Annotated in this window: 15 protein-coding genes and 5 tRNA genes; 18 read left to right on the top strand and 2 right to left on the bottom strand. The window is 40.5% G+C overall.

Annotated features, from left to right (window positions below):
- The first annotated feature begins 175 nt into the window (after window positions 1-175).
- From COE25_RS24800 to COE25_RS24775, 6 genes are all read left to right on the top strand, one after another.
- Entirely contained in the window at window positions 176-1,249 is a 1,074-nt protein-coding gene (locus COE25_RS24800) for a D-alanine--D-alanine ligase (RefSeq protein WP_098934528.1), read from the top strand.
- A gap of 229 nt (window positions 1,250-1,478) precedes the next feature.
- Window positions 1,479-2,858 carry a UDP-N-acetylmuramoyl-tripeptide--D-alanyl-D-alanine ligase gene (locus COE25_RS24795; protein ID WP_098934527.1) on the top strand — a complete coding sequence of 460 codons (1,380 nt, stop codon included), beginning with the start codon at window positions 1,479-1,481 and terminating at the stop codon, window positions 2,856-2,858.
- A gap of 593 nt (window positions 2,859-3,451) precedes the next feature.
- Window positions 3,452-4,948, top strand: coding sequence for a degradosome RNA helicase CshA (gene cshA / locus COE25_RS24790; RefSeq protein ID WP_088085053.1), 1,497 nt, complete (start codon window positions 3,452-3,454; stop codon window positions 4,946-4,948).
- Between the two features lie 99 nt (window positions 4,949-5,047).
- Window positions 5,048-6,013, top strand: coding sequence for a UV DNA damage repair endonuclease UvsE (gene uvsE, locus COE25_RS24785; protein ID WP_098934526.1), 966 nt, complete (start codon window positions 5,048-5,050; stop codon window positions 6,011-6,013).
- Between the two features lie 72 nt (window positions 6,014-6,085).
- Window positions 6,086-6,562 (top strand): PH domain-containing protein, encoded by a 477-nt coding sequence (locus tag COE25_RS24780; RefSeq protein ID WP_098934525.1) that lies wholly within the window; start codon window positions 6,086-6,088, stop codon window positions 6,560-6,562.
- Window positions 6,552-8,015 carry a PH domain-containing protein gene (locus COE25_RS24775; RefSeq protein ID WP_257208950.1) on the top strand — a complete coding sequence of 488 codons (1,464 nt, stop codon included), beginning with the start codon at window positions 6,552-6,554 and terminating at the stop codon, window positions 8,013-8,015. Before COE25_RS24780 ends, COE25_RS24775 begins: the two co-directional genes overlap by 11 nt.
- Window positions 8,016-8,226: 211 nt before the next feature.
- Here COE25_RS24775 and COE25_RS24770 read toward each other — a convergent pair whose 3' ends face one another.
- Window positions 8,227-8,952, bottom strand: a complete 726-nt coding sequence (locus tag COE25_RS24770) for a rhomboid family intramembrane serine protease (protein WP_098934524.1) — start codon at window positions 8,950-8,952, stop codon at window positions 8,227-8,229.
- A gap of 104 nt (window positions 8,953-9,056) precedes the next feature.
- Between COE25_RS24770 and acpS the strand changes: the two genes are divergently transcribed.
- The 6 genes from acpS to COE25_RS24740 all read left to right on the top strand — a co-directional run bounded on the left by acpS (window position 9,057) and on the right by COE25_RS24740 (window position 15,170).
- Window positions 9,057-9,407: a holo-ACP synthase gene (acpS, locus tag COE25_RS24765; RefSeq protein ID WP_098934523.1), complete on the top strand. Its 351-nt coding sequence runs from the start codon at window positions 9,057-9,059 to the stop codon at window positions 9,405-9,407.
- Between the two features lie 194 nt (window positions 9,408-9,601).
- Complete coding sequence (locus tag COE25_RS24760; protein WP_098934522.1) at window positions 9,602-10,615, top strand: LolA family protein; 1,014 nt, start codon at window positions 9,602-9,604, stop codon at window positions 10,613-10,615.
- Window positions 10,616-10,740: 125 nt separating this feature from the next.
- Complete coding sequence (gene alr / locus COE25_RS24755; protein WP_098934521.1) at window positions 10,741-11,904, top strand: alanine racemase; 1,164 nt, start codon at window positions 10,741-10,743, stop codon at window positions 11,902-11,904.
- Between the two features lie 271 nt (window positions 11,905-12,175).
- On the top strand, window positions 12,176-12,457 hold the full coding sequence (locus COE25_RS24750) for a CopG family ribbon-helix-helix protein (RefSeq protein ID WP_066097189.1): 282 nt from the start codon (window positions 12,176-12,178) through the stop codon (window positions 12,455-12,457).
- A 4-nt stretch (window positions 12,458-12,461) separates the two neighbouring features.
- Window positions 12,462-12,812 (top strand): type II toxin-antitoxin system endoribonuclease NdoA, encoded by a 351-nt coding sequence (gene ndoA / locus COE25_RS24745; RefSeq protein ID WP_007083556.1) that lies wholly within the window; start codon window positions 12,462-12,464, stop codon window positions 12,810-12,812.
- Window positions 12,813-12,995: 183 nt separating this feature from the next.
- Window positions 12,996-15,170, top strand: coding sequence for a Tex family protein (locus COE25_RS24740; protein WP_098934520.1), 2,175 nt, complete (start codon window positions 12,996-12,998; stop codon window positions 15,168-15,170).
- A 249-nt stretch (window positions 15,171-15,419) separates the two neighbouring features.
- Here the strand turns inward: COE25_RS24740 and cmpA are convergent, their stop codons facing one another.
- Window positions 15,420-15,533 carry a cortex morphogenetic protein CmpA gene (gene cmpA, locus COE25_RS24735; RefSeq protein WP_088085061.1) on the bottom strand — a complete coding sequence of 38 codons (114 nt, stop codon included), beginning with the start codon at window positions 15,531-15,533 and terminating at the stop codon, window positions 15,420-15,422.
- A gap of 95 nt (window positions 15,534-15,628) precedes the next feature.
- Between cmpA and COE25_RS24730 the strand changes: the two genes are divergently transcribed.
- The 6 genes from COE25_RS24730 to COE25_RS24705 all read left to right on the top strand — a co-directional run bounded on the left by COE25_RS24730 (window position 15,629) and on the right by COE25_RS24705 (window position 16,721).
- A complete protein-coding gene (locus tag COE25_RS24730) occupies window positions 15,629-16,102 on the top strand; it encodes a SprT family protein (RefSeq protein WP_088085062.1) in 474 nt (157 codons plus the stop codon).
- A gap of 122 nt (window positions 16,103-16,224) precedes the next feature.
- Window positions 16,225-16,299 (top strand) — tRNA-Asn (locus COE25_RS24725).
- 3 nt (window positions 16,300-16,302) lie between these two features.
- Window positions 16,303-16,393 (top strand) — tRNA-Ser (locus COE25_RS24720).
- A gap of 11 nt (window positions 16,394-16,404) precedes the next feature.
- Window positions 16,405-16,476, top strand: a tRNA-Glu gene (locus COE25_RS24715).
- Between the two features lie 61 nt (window positions 16,477-16,537).
- Window positions 16,538-16,612, top strand: a tRNA-Gln gene (locus COE25_RS24710).
- A 24-nt stretch (window positions 16,613-16,636) separates the two neighbouring features.
- A tRNA-Leu gene (locus COE25_RS24705) sits at window positions 16,637-16,721 on the top strand.

Below are 16,721 nucleotides of genomic sequence, written 5' to 3'. Positions count from 1 at the left end.
GATAAACGGGAATGAGAAAATTGACAATTTAACCAGCGCTAGTTTTTAAGCAAGCTATGGCCATCATAAAATATTCAGTAGGAAAAAACATATAAAAAATTGGTGGACTACATTTCCTTTCTTTTTAAAATAAGTGTTAAAATATAACCGTGAATGAGAAAATGGAGGTTTTCGTATGAAAACAAAATTAGGTTTATTATATGGAGGAAAATCAGCCGAACACCAAGTGTCCCTGCAGACAGCACTGGCTGTCATTCGAGCGTTAGACCTTGAAAAATTTGAAATTCATCCTATTTACATAAATACAGAAGGAAAATGGATAAAAGGACCGCAGTTAAGTGAGCCGGTTGAAAACGTGAAGGCGCTCGAATTTGCAGAGGGGAATCAATTATCGCCTTTATCGCTCGCACCCGCACTTTTCCAAGCTGAGAAGCAGGAAACACTTGATGTCATCTTTCCGTTGCTGCACGGACCAAACGGAGAAGATGGAACCGTACAAGGTTTATTAGAACTATTAAACCTCCCATACGTCGGCAATGGAGTTCTAGCTTCAGCGGCGGGAATGGATAAGGTTATGATGAAAAATGTATTTGCACAGGCAGGGCTTGCCCAAGTAAACTATGTTGCCTTTATTAAAAGTGAATGGGAGAAAGCAAAAGCAGAGGCTTATAGCAAGGTCGAAACAGAACTTGGCTATCCTTGCTTTGTAAAGCCCGCAAACCTTGGTTCCAGTGTCGGAATCAGCAAATGTACAAATCGTGCGGAATTAGAAACCGCTTTTGCTGAAGCTTTTCAATTTGACCGCAAAGTCATCATTGAAGAAGGCGTCGTTGCTCGTGAAATCGAGGTGGCGGTTCTTGGGAATGATGAGCCTGAATGTTCGGTTGCCGGTGAAATTGTTCCGAAAAAGGATTTCTATGATTATAAAGCGAAATATGAAAGCGGGGATACAGCGCTGATCATCCCTGCAGACATAACAGACGAAGAATCACAACAAATTAAACAAATGGCAATCCAAGCTTTTAAATCTTTAGATTGTTCTGGTTTAGTCCGTGCCGATTTCTTCTTAACAAAAGATGGAAGAGCGCTAATTAATGAGGTAAATACGATGCCTGGCTTCACCCCATTTAGTATGTTCCCGCTCTTGTGGAAGCACACAGGCATAGAGTACCCACAATTGATTGAGAGACTTGTAAGTCTTGCGAATGAAAGACATGCAGAGAAACAACAGATAAAGTTTACTTTCTAAAAAACGGAGACACGGCTGTAGCTGCCGTGTCCATTTCTATGAGAAAAGCGAAAGCGCCCGTTTAGCGGCGTATGGACTGGAGCGCTCCAACTGAAAAGGAAACACGGAGAGCGATAGCGCATTCGTGCTTGACTTATCGTAGGGCGGAGAGCGAAGCACACTAGCCGCTGGGCTCTGTAGCTAGACAGTAAACAAAGTCCAAAGAAATAAATAAAAAAGGAGGATTTCAATGATAATACGATCGTTACAACAGGTTGCTGAAATGGTTTCTGCTCAAAATGATGGGAGTCCGTTTGCTGAAAAGATAATCACGGGTGTTTCCATTGATTCCCGTAAGATTGAAAATGGTAACCTGTTTATTCCTTTTAAAGGAGAGGTTTCAGACGGACATAAATATGTGGAAGAATCCATCAGTAAAGGAGCAGCTGCAGCCCTTTGGCAAAAGGATGTCCCAAACCCGCCCACCCATTTACCCATTTTGATTGTCGATAATTGTCTTGTGGCCTTACAGGAATTAGCAAGAAACTACCGAAAACAATTAAACGTAAAAGTGGTTGGTATCACAGGAAGCAATGGGAAAACAACGACAAAGGATATGACTGCCGGCATTCTTGCCACAAATTATAAGGTTCAAAAGACAGAAGGAAATTATAATAATCATATTGGTCTTCCATTAACGGTTTTAGGCTTACACGAAGACACTGAAATTGCCGTCCTTGAAATGGGAATGAGCGGCAGGGGGGAGATTGAATTCCTAACGAAGCTTGCCTGCCCGGATGCTGTGGTGATTACCAATATTGGAGAGTCACATCTTCTCGACCTTGGTTCAAGAGAAGGTATTGCGGAAGCAAAGCTTGAAATCCTTCAAGGGCTAAAAGAAGGTGGACTTGCTGTCCTCCATGGTGATGAACCATTGCTGATGGAACGAATTCAACAACATAAAGTTAATGTACGGGTTAAAACATTCGGCAGAAATGAAACGAATGATCTATATCCAACTGATATTACTCAGTTAGAGAATGGGAATCGTTTCAAAATCAACGCTTCAAAGACTACTTTCGAACTTCCAGTATTAGGAACGCATAATATTTTAAATGCACTTGCCTCGATGTTGATTGCTAACTATTTTTCAATCCCTTTCGAAAAAATGAATGAGGGGTTAGCTGGTATTAAGTTAACGAATATGCGTATGGAGTTAGTAGAAGGGGATCAGGGCGAAAAAATAATTAACGATGCTTATAATGCAAGTCCCACTTCCATGATGGCGGCGATCGAATTAGTTTCCAATCTTAAGGGGTATGATCGAAAAATCCTTGTCTTAGGGGACATGTTAGAGCTTGGTCCAGAGCAAGAACAGTATCATCAGCAAATTGGAGCTACTTTAAACCGTGATAAAGTCGATCTTCTGTTCACCTATGGAAACTTAGGGGGGCATATTGCAAAATCAGCCAGAACTGTTTTGGGAGAAGAAAGAGTGTTTGCTTTTACAGAAAAAGCATCACTTATTCAAGAATTAAAGAGACATGTAAATAAAAACACCTTAATCCTTGTCAAAGCATCCAGAGGTATGAAATTAGAGGAAATCGTAACGGCATTGCAAAAAAAATAAAAGAAATTAAAACTGACGAATTAATGAATGATTTAAGCTTGATAAAAGAAAAATAACTGAGACCCCCCTTGTGTGGAGAAGTTGCCCTTCTTATCGAGTATTAGACAATTTGATGAAGTAATAGGATCGGTTTGAAACTGTAACAAACTTGTCTTTATTGCAAAATGCTAGCAATAGTGGTATGATGTTCATCAACGTGTCTAAAGAACGATTATTAAAGGGCATACTCCTTGAGGGAGCATGTTTTTTTTTGGTAAAATAAAGATGTTACCTAATTACGGCATTTTGATGCGTGTCCGCTCAAGCGCCAAGGGAACCGAGCCGTTTCGGTCCTGCCTAAGATGAAGTATAAAAATCCACTGCCATCCTGTGATAAAATTAAAACTTATTTTATCCTTGATGAACTTTAAACCTACTTGATCAAAGATGAAAGATAACCTATAGCATTTTTAATTAAGTCAAAATAGGACTTCAACTTGGGCCCTCCAGCGCTTTTCGCCTCTAAGAGCAGGCGCTTCCGCTTTTCTGAGTATCAGGCGAAAATATTCAGCACTTAAAAAATATTTTCACATAGATGAAGGAGAATGAAAACATTGACAAAGTTTGAAGAATTAGGTCTAAGTCAGGCCACATTACAATCTGTCCTCAAAATGGGTTTTGAGGAGGCAACACCAATTCAGTCAGAAACTATTCCATTGGGGCTAAAAGGTATTGATTTGATCGGGCAAGCTCAAACAGGAACAGGTAAAACAGCTGCATTTGGTATTCCATTGATTGAAAAAATCGATATTAGTGCGGATGCAATCCAGGGTATCATTATTGCACCAACTCGTGAACTTGCGATTCAAGTATCAGAAGAACTATATAAACTAGGTTCAGGCAAAAGAGTTCGTGTACTGCCAATATATGGCGGGCAGGATATTAGCCGCCAGATTCGCTCATTAAAGAAAGCACCACATATCATTGTTGGTACTCCAGGTCGTGTATTAGACCATATCAACAGAAAAACGATGCGCCTCGAAACGGTAAATACAGTGATTCTTGATGAAGCAGATGAAATGTTAAACATGGGATTCATTGAAGATATTGAATCGATTCTTGCTTCAACACCAGCAGAACGTCAAACATTACTTTTCTCTGCTACTATGCCAGGGCCGATTCAAAGAATGGCAGAAAAGTTCATGAAGGATCCACAAATTATTCGTGTCAAAACGAAAGAAATGACCGTTCCTTCCATTGAACAGTATTACCTTGAAGTAGTGGAAAGAAATAAGTTTGATGTATTAACAAGACTTCTTGATATTCAATCCCCTGAACTAGCGATTGTTTTTGGTCGTACGAAGCGCCGTGTCGATGAATTATCGGAGGCATTAACTTTAAGAGGTTATACGGCAGAAGGTATTCACGGCGATTTAACTCAGGCAAAGCGTATGTCAGTTCTTCGTAAATTTAAAGAAGGAACAATTGACGTGCTTGTAGCAACAGACGTAGCAGCAAGGGGACTTGATATCTCCGGAGTAACTCACGTATACAATTTTGATATCCCTCAAGATCCTGAGAGCTACGTTCACCGTATTGGACGTACAGGTCGTGCCGGTAAAAAGGGTGTAGCCTTAACATTTATTACACCACGTGAAAAATCATATCTTGCTGTCGTGGAAAGAACTACTAGAAGCAAGATGGAAAAAATGAAAGCTCCTACGCTTGATGAAGCTTTAGAAGGTCAACAAAAAGCAGTTGTAGAAAAGATCGTTGCAACGATTGAATCGAACAACTTACATTATTATAAGGCAGCAGCTCAAGAATTGTTGGAAGAAAATGATGCAGCAACTGTTATCGCAGCTGTGTTGAAAATGTTAACAAAAGAACCGGATACAACACCTGTTAAGCTGACAGAAGAACAGCTTCCACAAAGACGAGAAAGAAAACCACAAGATCGTGACCGTAGAAGAAGAGATGATTCTAGAGGTTCAGGTTCATACGGTGGGGACCGTAACAGAAAAAAAGCACCAGCAAAGCCACGCAGTGGTGAAAAAAGAACTGGCGGCGGCGGTAAGTCAGCATCAAAGCCAAGAACTTTTAACCACTAAGATACAAAAGCATGGACGATATCGTTCATGCTTTTTTTATTTGACCAAAAGGGGAACAGTAAATAGTAAATATTATCGCATTCTAGTTGGGGTGATTTTATGACGATTGTAAAACTTGGATATGTTGCAATGAGTGTAGAGCTTCAGAATGCTTCCCCCTCACAAACGATGACATTTGCTCAATTTAAAAAAATAAAAGACCGGGACGCAGCGATTCGGAAATTAGAGAGAATCGCTATATCGAACTTAGAAAATTGCTTGCGGTTATTAAAGCACAATGAGGGTAACCAAATTCATTTTTTTAGGCTAAGTTCGCGGGTCATTCCCCTGGCTAATCATGAGGAATTACTGGACTGGGACTACATCAAACCATTGAAAGAACCACTCAAAAAACTAGCCAATTATATAAAAGAGCACCCTTCTAGGATTGACTTCCATCCAGATCATTTTGTGGTGCTTAATTCACCGAATAAGGATATTTTGATTAATTCCTTAAAGACGCTTGCGATGCATGAAAGACTCCTAAAAGGAATGGAAATTGATACGGAACACCGTTGTGTACTTCATGTCGGTGGAGGGTATAACGATAAGGAGAAAGCCCTGGAATACTTTATTCATAATTGGGCCTATGTTTCCCCTGCGATCCAAAAAATGATTATGCTCGAAAATGATGATTCGACATTTACAATAAAGGAGACACTATACCTTTGTGAAAAGTTGGGTCTGCCGATGGTGTTTGATTATCATCATCATCTTGCTAATCATGAAGAGGAAGACTGGACTGCTGATTGGGAGCGGATTGTTGCGACCTGGGCACAGTCTCCTCTGCCAATAAAGATACATATATCCAGTCCGCGCTCCGAAAAAGATTTTAGAGCCCATGCGGATACAATTGACCCGCAAATGTTTCTTCGATTTTTAAATCAAGTTAAGGGAACGGTTCCAGAGATCCACTGTATGATTGAAGCGAAGCAAAAAGATGCGGCGCTTTTTCAACTGGTAAAGGATTTGCAAGAGTGTGAAGGAGTTACGTGGATCGACCAGTCCAGTTTTATTATCGAATAAGTAGTAGTGCCGTACTCCCCAACCATGTATACTTAAACTGATTTTGAGATTGTGAAGTAGGGGGAGAGATGAATGGTTGAACCGCAAAATCGACTTTCGGAAAAGGCTTTAAAGGTATGGAGAATCTCTGCAGTAATCAAGGTTGTCATAGAATGGTCGATCACAGCTGTTATTGTTTTACTATTAGATATTTTCGATGGTCCCTTCTGGATTTCGCTTACCCTCATCATATTAGGAGTTATTTTTACTTTTTTACATATTTTTCTATTTCCTACACTCAGATGGAAAGGGTGGAGATATGAAGTTCGTGAGGAAGAAATAGAGCTGCAGGAGGGTATCTTTATCCGAAGTCGTACCTTAATTCCAATGGTTCGCGTCCAGCATGTAGATACCGTCCAAGGGCCTATTCTAAGGAAGTACAAATTAGCCTCAGTGATTGTTCATACGGCGGCCACAGCCCATCAAATTCCTGCTTTAGAAGAAACAGAAGCAGAACAATTAAGGTTCAATATATCGAAACTAGCAAGGGTTGCTGAAGATGATGTCTAAACCAAAACGACTTCATCCCATAGCCATTTTGGGATATATGGGTAAAAGAATAAAAAACTTTATTTTTCCAATTGCTGCTTTTACATTTTCGGTTACTCGCGATAGTGGGCGGCCGTTATTATTCGCCTTGGGTGTTTCCTTACTAGCGATTATTATTATTTTTATCACCAGTCTCCTCTCATGGGTCCGGTATACATACCAATTGGAACAGGATGAACTCCGGATTAAAGATGGGATTTTCATTCGAAAGAAAAGATACATTCCATATGAACGAATTCAAAGTATCGAACTTTCCGAAGGTATTTTACAACGATTGTTCGGGTTGGTAAAACTCCAAATTGAAACGGCTGGCGGAATGGGAGCAGAAGAGGCGGAAGCCGTCCTTTCTGGGATATCGAAAGGGGAGGCTCTGGTAATCCAGGAATTTACGGCAGCAGCTAAAGGGAACGGGGCAATCGAAGGAAAAGATTTACCTGAGGGTCAATCCGTTTATAAAATTTCCACCGGAAAATTATTGATTCTTTCCCTAACCTCAGGTGGTGTTGGGGTGGTCATCTCAGCTGTCCTTGCGTTATTAAGTCAAGTGGATGACCTGATTCCCTTTCGAAGATTAGCCAGCAGTATTGGAAAATGGACGGCTCCTAGTCTGATCCTGCTAACGATCCTTGTGGTTATTGGATTTTTCCTGGCATGGGTAATCGCGCTCATTGGTACGATGCTAAAGTATGCTAATTTTACTGTGATCAAAAAAGACAATGATTTAGTTATTACTCAGGGTCTGTTGGAGAGAAGACAAATAACCATTCCTTTGAAGCGGATCCAAGCGATTCGCATCAGTGAAAATATTGTCAGACAACCCCTCGGTTATGCGACCGTATATGCGGAAAGTGCTGGCGGGTCATCGGCCAATCAAGAGGGTTCAAAAGTGACCCTTTTGCCGATCGTCAAGCTAGATCAGATCGCTTCCATCCTTGAACCGGCCATTACAGATTACCTTGTCCCGACCACCTTTACCCCACTACCGAAACGGTCGATGTGGCGCTGTATATTCAGGCACTGGTACATTGCTATTCCGATCGTGATTGTGTCTCTAATATTTTTGAAGATTTGGGGCCTTCTTTCCATCATTCTGCTTGGTGCGATGACGCTTGGGGCTGTTTTAAAATATAAGGCAGCTGGTTGGACTCTTGCTGAACAGCAGCTAACGCTAAGATACCGGACGTTAATGTTGATTCGAACGACGGTTATAATGAAGAAAAATAAGATTCAAAGCTTGGAAATAAGAGAAAGTTATTTTCAGCAGAAACAAGAACTAGGGACATTCGAAGCCTTTGTGAAATCGGGTGCCGGTGATGCAGGCGGCACTGTCGTTGATATGGAAAAGGGCGATCTAAAGGAAATTTATGATTGGTATTCTAGCGGCAAAGAAAAAAGGATTTGCAGTGAAAGGTAGTTTCGGCTGCAAATCCCTGTTATTTCAAGATAAGAAAGTATAAATTTCGACTTTGAAAATTGTCCAGCTCCAGTGCCCTAGCGGCTAGTGTCCTTCGCTCTCCGCCCTACGATAAGTCAAGCACGAATGCGCCTTCGGCTCTTCGTGTTTCCTTTATCTCAGTTGGAGCGCTCCAGGCCATACGCCGCTGAACAGGGCGCTTGCGCTTTTCTTATTGTGCTAGTAATCCGAGAATGACAATGATAATAATTGACGCCCAAATGATCACTTTCAATGGAGATTGATAGGAGATGCTGCTTTTCTTACTGCTGGCCCAGTTCGCGGTGCCTCGAATCGAATCGGATAAATCTTTTTTATTAAAATAAGGAATCGCCCCCATTAAAAAACCACCAAGTAATCCAAAAAGATGGGCGGTAATATTAATATTTGGCTGTAAAAATGTCATAATGAGACTGACAACACAAAGAGTAAGGATTATTTGCGAGTCTTGCTTGGAAAGCATATGTTTCCGAAACATAATAACCGCCAGGTAATAACCAAACAAACCAAATATCGCTCCACTTGAGCCAACGTGGGTATAGGTGAGCGGCTGGAGCAGCAGTGTGGCGACATTTGCAATAAAACCTGACAGCAGATAGACAAATAAAAATCTGCCGCTTCCAAGCATGCGCTCCAGTGCCGGTCCAAATAACACAAGTGAAAAGCTATTAAACAGCATGTGTGGAAAACCACTATGAATAAAGGTCGGTGTAATCAGCCGCCAATATTCCCCTTCCTTAATATAAAGATTAACTCCAGAAAGATTTTCAAAGAACCAAGCGTTTGGGAAGATGGTTATTCTCGTTAAAAGATATAATCCTACATGAATGGTAATAATAATAGAAACAATCGGATAAAGGCGGATAAAATCGCGAAAACTTTCCGTTCTCGTAAACATGATAAAAACCTCCTGAGTTTCACATTAACTATTAATAAACTAATTTCCGTCCTTGTACACTATTACTTATGCTCATTGTATATCAAATAGAAGGAAGATGAACGATGATTAAAGGGATTGGGATCGATATTATTGAACTTTCAAGGATTGAGGGCATCCTCAATCGACAAAAGAAGTTTGTGGACCGCGTGTTAACTCCGAATGAGCGGCTAAAATTTGAAGGTTTATCGGATGTCAGAAAAGTAGAATTTTTAGCAGGGCGCTTTGCGGCGAAAGAAGCGTATTCTAAAGCGAATGGCACAGGTATTGGAGAAGAGATATCATTTTTAGATATTGAAATTGAAAATGATAGATCTGGAAAACCATTTTTTGCAAAACCAGAGGCGCATGCCCATTTATCTATTTCACATAGTAGAGATTACGCAGTAGCGCATGTAATTATTGAAGAAATTTAGTGCATATAAATTTTTATAAAAATAATGAGCTTGGCAACTCCTTATCATATTCCTTTAGGTTGTCTCATATATTCATAGGGAAACAGGAGAGACAAGGTCAGCCATGGTCATTTTGGAAAGCAAACTCCATTGCCTGACCCCTGCCTTTCTCTTCTCTATAATCATATGAAATGAGACAAGAAGGGGTTGAAGGAATGAGGAAAAAGTTATTGCTGCTAATCACGGGGCTCATGGTCATTTTTGTACTAGCTGCCTGCGGTTCTAAATCACAAGGTGATGTGGTAAAAGAGCTAACGGGGAAACTAGACGACTTAAGTGGCTATAAGGTGAATGCAAAAATGACGTTGAAAATGGGATCTGATTCACAAATTTATAAGGTTGAAATTTGGCATAAAGATCCTACCTTTTATCGTGTGAATTTGAAAAATGCTCAAAAAGATCAAAGTCAGATGATATTAAGGAATAACGAAGGGGTATTTGTACTTACACCTGCTCTAAATAAGAGCTTCCGTTTCCAAAGCGATTGGCCGCAAAACAGCAGCCAGGCCTACTTGTATGAATCGCTGATTAAGGATATTGTTGCCGATAAAAGTGCAAAATTCTCCACTACTAAAGAATATTATGTATTCGAAACGAAGACCCGCTATCAAAACAATACAATGCTGCCATTCCAAGAAATCATGTTGAATAAAAGTGATTTATCACCTGCTGTGGTAAAAGTAATGGATCCGGATCGAAATGCCCTTGTAACTGTTGAGTTTTCCAAAGTGAAATTTAATGCCAGCTTTGACAAGGATGATTTCGATATGAAGAAAAACATGACACGTGCGCAGCTTAATTTGCCTGCTATGGCAGATGGCGGCGATAAAGCCTTTACTGTTTTGTATCCAACCACAGAACTTAAAGGGACAAAATTGATTGAGGAAAAAGAAGTGGCGCTTGAAGATGGCAAGAGGGTTGTCCTCACCTATGATGGCAAAAAATCGTTCACGCTTGTCCAGGAAAAGGTAACAGCAAAAACAGCGTCTGCGAATCCAACCTATATTGAAGGTGATATTGTCGACTTAGGTATGACGATCGGAGCAGTTTCGGAACACTCCCTCTCTTGGTCACATAATGGTGTGGATTACATGATTGCATCGAAAAACCTCACGAAGGAAGAAATGATTGAAGTTGCAGCATCTGTCCAAGGTGAAGCAGTAAAATAAATATTGATACTAGCAGGCTCTTTACAGGGCCTGTTTTTTATTTGTAAATGATAGTAAACAGCAGTTTGATAATTTTTGTGATAAAATGGAATGACATTTAATAAAAGCAATTAGGAAGTGGAAACATGGAAGAGCAAGGTTTTTTTTATAGAGATACTTGGGCGGAAATAGATTTAGATTGTATTCTTGCCAATGTTGCCTCCGTCAAAAAGCATTTGCCTCAAGGCGTGAATATGATCGCAGTTGTCAAAGCAAATGCATATGGCCACGGGGATATTCAAGTGGCAGAAACAGCACTTGAAGCAGGTGCAGCCTATTTAGCAGTTGCCTTTATGGATGAAGCGATTGCCTTAAGAAAGAAAGGAATTACTGCTCCTATTCTTGTCTTGGGTGCTACACGGCCTGAAGATGTTCAAGTGGCAGCGAAATTTAATATTACCCTTACCGTTTTCCAGAAGGAATGGCTGCAAGAGGCCATAAAACATCTAAAGACAGCGGATCGCATTTCTTTTCATATCAAAGTAGATACAGGGATGGGGAGAATTGGTGTTCGCAGCTTATCAGAGTTAACTGCAATCGAACAAATCATCTCCGAAAATGACCAATTCATATTGGAAGGGATTTATACACATTTTGCTACGGCGGATGAACTGGATGAAACCTATTTTCGTAAGCAATTAGCGTTATTTGACAGTATGGCCAATGGGCTAAAAGAACAACCGAAGTATATCCACTCAAGCAATAGTGCTGCTACACTAAGATATCCTAGCGCTTATTTTAATGCCGTTCGGATTGGCATTGCAATGTATGGCCTGACACCTTCACTTGAAATGGAAAGTGAAATTCCTTTTCCGCTCCGGGAAGCATTTTCACTCAGGTCACGACTTGTCCATGTTAAGAAGTTGCAAAAGGGCGAAAAAGTGAGCTATGGGGCAACGTATGAAACCGGTGAAGAAGAGTGGATTGGGACGATTCCGATTGGCTATGCAGACGGTTGGATTCGCAAACTGCAAGGCCAAGAGGTGCTTTTTAAGGGAACGAGGTCGCCAATTGTCGGTCGAATCTGTATGGATCAATGTATGATTCGTCTCCCATATCATGTTCCAATTGGGACCACCGTAACATTAATCGGCGGGGACGAGGATCAGTTTATTTCCGTTAATGAAATCGCCCAAAAGCTTGACACGATTAATTATGAAGTTCCATGTATCATTGCGAATCGAGTTCCGCGCCTTTATAAAAAGGGTGGAAAAATTGTCGATTTAAAAAATTACCTTCTTGAAGATTAATGGGCTAAATGAAGATTTCCAGTCATATTTATGATATTGCGGTAATTTGTGCATAAAAGAGTGTTTTATTGGCTTATAATACAGTAGTATTATAAATAGTCTATGCAATAAGTTCGATAAGTGTTATTATTGTATATGGTACAGATATATAAGTGAAACTCACTGTATGAAACAGACTCTGGGTCGACTCATGTAGTGTGTTGAATTTATGCGTCAGAAGGAATTCTGGTTAGATAAAAATGGTGTGTAGTGATGGTGGAGGTGTATGTTTGTGGCTGAGTCAGGCGCAACTACGGAAATCTTAGTGAAGTTACCGCAACATCTTTTAACGGAATTAGATGGTTTTGTTAAACAAGAAAATGTAAACCGCAGCGAGTTTATCTACCAAGCAACAAAAATGTATTTACGCGAACGAAAAAAGAGACAAATTCGCGAGTCGATGAGACGTGGATACATGGAAATGGCAAAGATAAATCTTAGAATTGCATCAGAAGCATTTTTAGCAGAATATGAGGCAGAACACACAGTTGAACGTCTTGTAAGCGGAGGATAATCCTTTGATAGTCAAACGTGGTGACGTTTATTTCGCGGACCTATCCCCAGTTGTTGGTTCTGAACAAGGCGGCGTCCGACCTGTACTTGTCATCCAAAACGACATCGGGAATCGGTTTAGTCCCACAGTGATTGTTGCAGCGATTACAGCTCAAATTCAAAAAGCCAAGCTTCCTACTCATGTAGAAATTGATGCGAAGCGCTACGGATTTGAACGAGACTCGGTCATTCTGTTAGAGCAAATTCGTACAATTGATAAGCAGCGGTTAACCGATAAAATCACCCATCTCGATGACGAAATGATGGAAAAAGTGGATGAAGCCTTGCAGGTTAGCCTGGGTCTCATCGAATTTTAATTTAAAGCACGCTCTTTTTAGGAAGAGCGTTTTTTCATACATATCCTGACCTCATTTTCTACTTCTGCTTAGGCGAGCTCACATGCTCGCCTATTTTTTTTTGAATAAATTGCAGAAGGCACAATAATGAAACGGTCTAATGATTCTGATACAATAGAATAAAAAGGAATGGAGGATTGTTTTGTGAATGATACAATCGTAAAAGATGATCAATTGTTAAAGAAAATTGCTGCTGAACTGACAATTTCTTATAAACAAGTAAAGAGTGTGATTTCTTTATTAGATGAAGGCAATACAGTTCCTTTTATTGCTCGATATCGGAAAGAAATGACAGGAGCGCTTGATGAAGTACAGATTCGGAATATTTTAGAACGATGGCAGTATATTCAAAACCTTGAGCATAGAAAAGAAGAGGTTATTCGAATCATTGCTGAACAAGGAAAATTAACAGACGAACTTAACCAGGCGATTACCAAAGCCGAAAAGCTTCAAGAGGTTGAAGACTTATACAGGCCATATAAACAAAAAAGACGGACAAAAGCGACGATTGCAAAAGAAAAAGGCTTGGAACCTTTTGCAGAGTGGCTTCTGACTTTTACAAAAGAAAGTGTGGAAGAAAAAGCAAAACAATTTTTATCAGAAGAAAAAGAAGTCCTTACAGTTGAGGATGCGATTGCTGGCGCGAAAGATATTATTGCGGAATGGGTTTCTGATGATGCTGAAAGCCGTAAATGGATTCGTAAAGAAACGTTTAAATCCGGTGCAGTTGTATCGGTGGTCAAAGAAGCGGAAAAAGACGAGAAAAACGTCTACGAAATGTACTATGAATACGAAGAACCTGTAAATAAAATAGTACCCCATCGAATTCTCGCCTTAAATCGCGGGGAAAAAGAGGACATTTTAAGAGTTTCGATTAAAATGAATGCCGATTTAATCTTGTCATATTTATCGAGAAAGTGGATCCGTGTTCAGCATTCACCTGCAGCGCCGATTGTGATAGAGGCAATGGAAGATAGCTACAAAAGATTGATTCAACCTTCCATCGAGCGGGAAATCCGCAGTGAATTAACGGAAAAAGGTGAAGAGCAAGCCATACATATATTCTCTGAAAACCTTCGTAACTTACTTTTACAGCCACCGTTGAAAGGCAAAGTTGTCATCGGTGTCGACCCTGCCTACAGGACAGGCTGTAAATTAGCAGTCGTAGATGAAACAGGCAAGGTGCTGAAGATAGATGTGATCTACCCCCATCCACCGGTTAACAAAGCCAAAGAAGCGCGGGAAAAGTTTATTAACATCCTTCGTGAGTACAAAGTTGAAATGGCGGCAATCGGAAATGGCACAGCCTCAAGGGAAACAGAACAGTTTGTGGCAGATATCTTAAAAGAAATGGACAATGAAATTTTCTATTTGATTGTAAATGAAGCAGGTGCAAGTGTATATTCTGCTTCCGAGCTTGCCAGAGAAGAGTTTCCAAATCTTCAGGTAGAAGAAAGAAGTGCGGCCTCTATTGCCCGCCGGTTGCAGGATCCATTAGCGGAATTGGTGAAAATTGACCCGAAATCGGTTGGTGTCGGTCAATATCAGCATGATGTTTCCCAGAAACGTCTGTCAGAATCGTTGCATTTTGTGGTCGAAACAGCCGTTAACAGGGTCGGTGTAAATGTGAATACTGCTTCTCCATCACTTTTACAGTATGTAGCGGGGCTTAACAAGACTGCTGCTAATAATATTGTCAAAAAGCGTGAAGAGGAAGGGAAATTTACGAGCAGGGTTCAATTAAAGAAAGTACCTCGTCTTGGTGCAAAAACCTATGAGCAGGCGATTGGGTTCTTGCGCGTATTAGATGGCAAGCAGCCGCTTGACCGGACAGGGATTCATCCGGAAAATTACGACGAAGTGAAGAAATTATTAGCGAGTCTAGGATTTACAACTGATGACCTTGGTTCGGATGAGTTAATAACTGCTCTTAATGGGATTGATTTAAAAGCTGTTTCAGAAGAACTTGCTATCGGGGAATTAACCCTAAAGGATATTATTGATGCTTTGGTAAGGCCGGAACGCGATCCGCGCGATGATTTGCCACGCCCTCTTTTGAAAAAAGATGTCCTTAAGTTAGAAGATCTACAAGCAGGTATGGAGCTGCAGGGTACGGTTCGGAATGTTGTGGACTTCGGTGCATTTGTTGATATCGGCGTTAAGCAGGACGGGCTTGTGCATATTTCCAAACTAAGCAATAGATTTGTAAAGCATCCATTGGATATTGTGTCAGTAGGGGATGTAGTCACTGTATGGGTGGATTCCGTTGATATGAAAAAAGGCCGGGTTGCGTTAACAATGCTGGCGCCATCGCACTAATTGGAAGTAACGGGTTCATGTAATAACATAACACCATTATAGAAGACCATTTCGCAAAGCGAGTTGGTCTTCTTTTTTATTTTTGTCCCTATCAATTAACTCTTAGAAATAATTATTAGATGTGAAGGGAAAGAGTCCCATAAATGTTCATGAGGACAGAAATAGCAAGGGAAAGGTGTAAGTTGTCCTCATGAGGTGTTCATGAGGACAATAATTAGGAAGAGAAGAGCATAAATTGTCCTCATGAACTTAAGAGAAGTGTTTTTTTCTGTAAAAGAACCAGCACTGGTTTAGCATCTTGATCTGATAGCGATCTTTCTCATAGAAAGCTCTTTTCATTTGGTTTTGCAACCAAGTTGGCATAATAAAACCTCCCGAAAAGTACATCATTATTAAAGGTATATACAATATATGCTATAATAGGTTGTCATGTTCGCAAAGAAAGTGAGGGTCCCAAAATGGAACAACAAGAACTTCAATCATTAGTTGAAAAGATATCTGTTGAATCATTTGGGAAGCAGTTTCGACACATAGCGTCTTTCAATTCAAGACTAAGGTCAACAGGCGGCAGATACCTTCTTGGCACACATAATATTGAAATAAATAAAAAATATTACGAGCAGCTAGGTGTAAAAGAATTAGTGGGGATTATTAAACATGAGCTATGCCATTATCATCTTCATCTTGAAAGGAAGGGGTATCAGCATAGAGACCAAGAGTTTAAGCAATTATTAAAAAAAGTAGGAGCACCGCGATTTTGTGCACAATTACCTGATAGACCAGGAAAACGAACATCCAAAAAGATCCTTCTATATCAATGCTCGAAATGTCAGCTATCTTACAAAAGAAAGAGGAGCATCGATACTAGTAGATATGTATGTGGGAAATGTAAGGGGAAATTAATGAAAATAAAAGAAATAATTGTGGAGTAGCGTAAGAATTTGGAAAAAATCTTTATCTAAAAACTATATTGACTTTCTATTATATCGTCATTATAATGTAAAGAGTCGATAAGGTGATTGCCTAATTGATTTAAGGTTTTTAATACTATTATTCCGCAGTAGCTCAGTGGTAGAGCTATCGGCTGTTAACCGATCGGTCGTAGGTTCGAGTCCTACCTGCGGAGCCATATGGGGAAGTACTCAAGAGGCTGAAGAGGCGCCCCTGCTAAGGGTGTAGGTCGGGTGACCGGCGCGAGGGTTCAAATCCCTCCTTCTCCGCCATATAATTTTTCGGCCCCTTGGTCAAGCGGTTAAGACACCTCCCTTTCACGGAGGTAACACGGGTTCGAGTCCCGTAGGGGTCATCTGGGACGGGGAATGACATTGATTCATTTCCTGTTTCTTAATCTTTATGAATATCAATATTGGGCTATAGCCAAGCGGTAAGGCATCGCACTTTGACTGCGACATGCGTTGGTTCAAATCCAGCTAGCCCAGCCATTTTTTTATAAATCAATATTAATTGCGGGTGTGGCGGAATTGGCAGACGCACCAGACTTAGGATCTGGCGCCGCAAGGCGTGGGGGTTCGACTCCCTTCACCCGCACCA

The sequence above is a fragment of the Bacillus sp. AFS031507 genome (genome assembly GCF_002584635.1).
Classification (GTDB): Bacteria; Bacillota; Bacilli; order Bacillales; family Cytobacillaceae; genus Neobacillus.
Note: the sequence above shows the minus strand (reverse complement) of the source record. Positions and strands in the feature narration are given on the sequence as shown.